Genomic DNA, 1,343 nt, shown 5'->3' with positions numbered 1-1,343 from the left:
GGCTCAAGCCGAAAGTGCGGTGCATGAATTTTGGGAAAAGTGTTAAATTTGCGTCATGAAAACCAGTGATGCATTTTGGCAGTTTTTACCCGAAGGCTTAAACGAGCTGTTTGAGATGGTCAGGTTTGAAAAGACAGACCAATCCTACGACATATGGCTTGACGAGAAGAAGAAATTGTCTGATGAGGATTTTCGTAATCCCCATATCGTAGCGAGAGGCTACACGGACTATGTTACCGTACAGGACTATCCCTTGCGGGGTCGTCCTGTGTATCTGCATATGCGCAAGAACAAGTGGTGGGACAAGAAAACAAACGAGATATTCTCCTACAACCTTGAACTTCCCAACGAAGAAGGGACACGACTCAGTGCCGAGTTCGTGGCTTTTTTAAAAGACGAAGGTGGAGACGACAGCCCTGTCGATTAAGTACATAGCGCGGATGTACTGCGTAAGCGGCAAGTATTTTGCTGACTTATACCGCAATAAGCTGAGCGGCTACGCCCAGTGGTGCGAGAGCGAACTCGGTTGCGGATTCTACTTCAACGCCGCCAACATCGGCCCGTACATGAGCCTTGACGAGACCTGTCTGAGCAACGGGGAGGTATGGACTTTCCTCACCAACAAGGACGGTCATGGCGGCCCCGGAACGCTGGCGGCGGCCATTCCCGGCACCAGGAGCGATGAGATAATATCGATTCTTATCGGCGCGATGGGAAAATCAGTCAGACGCCGGGTGAAAGAAGTGACGTGCGATCTGTCGCCGTCAATGATGCTCATTGCCGCCGAGGTTTTCTACAACGCACACGTTGTCAACGACCGTTTCCACGTACAGCAGGTCTACAACGAGGCTGTCGATGAAATCCGTGTCGACATCCGCCGTCAGCTCATAGCAGAGGACAATTCCCGCGACAAGTCCGAGCCGCCGATGACGTACTCCAACGGCGAGACCATGCGTCAGATACTTGCCCGCAGCAAGCACACACTGATGATGTCGCAGAACAAATGGACTGACATACAGCGACATCGAGCCAACATTCTATTCAAGCACTATCCGATACTCAAAGCTGCGTATCAGCTCGCGATGGAGCTACGCCGCATATTTAATCTGAAAATCTCACCGACCAAGGCATTAGGGAAGATGAACAAATGGTATGAGAAAGTAATGGCATTGGACAACAATAACTTCCGTTCCGTGATCAAGACATTCAAGAACCATGCCCCGACAATAATCAACTACTTTCGCAGGAGGGCCACCAACGCCTCGGCCGAGGCATTCAACTCAAAGGTCAAGATCTTCCGATCGCAGATGCGTGGAGTAAGAGACCGAGACTTCTTCATCTTC

2 protein-coding genes are annotated in these 1,343 nt (G+C 50.6%); both read left to right on the top strand.

The annotated features are described in order from the left end of the window. Nucleotides 1-55: 55 nt before the first annotated feature. The gene (locus tag C5O24_RS13405; RefSeq protein WP_107037119.1) at nt 56-427 is read left to right on the top strand and encodes an ISAon1 family transposase N-terminal region protein; all 372 of its coding nucleotides are present in this window, start codon (nt 56-58) and stop codon (nt 425-427) included. Continuing rightward, the coding region (locus C5O24_RS13400) for an ISAon1 family transposase (RefSeq protein WP_237613090.1) at nt 402-1,343 on the top strand (942 nt) is incomplete at its 3' end. The genes C5O24_RS13405 and C5O24_RS13400, both read left to right, overlap by 26 nt.

This window comes from Paramuribaculum intestinale, assembly GCF_003024925.1.
GTDB lineage: Bacteria > Bacteroidota > Bacteroidia > Bacteroidales > Muribaculaceae > Paramuribaculum > Paramuribaculum intestinale.
The sequence above is the reverse complement of the archived record's forward strand: the minus strand, read 5'-3'. Positions and strand labels throughout refer to the sequence as shown.

Excerpts from the sequence above, each read along its gene's own strand:
- C5O24_RS13405 (WP_107037119.1), top strand. The coding sequence starts at position 56 with ATGAAAACCAGTGATGCATTTTGGCAGTTTTTACCCGAAGGCTTAAAC.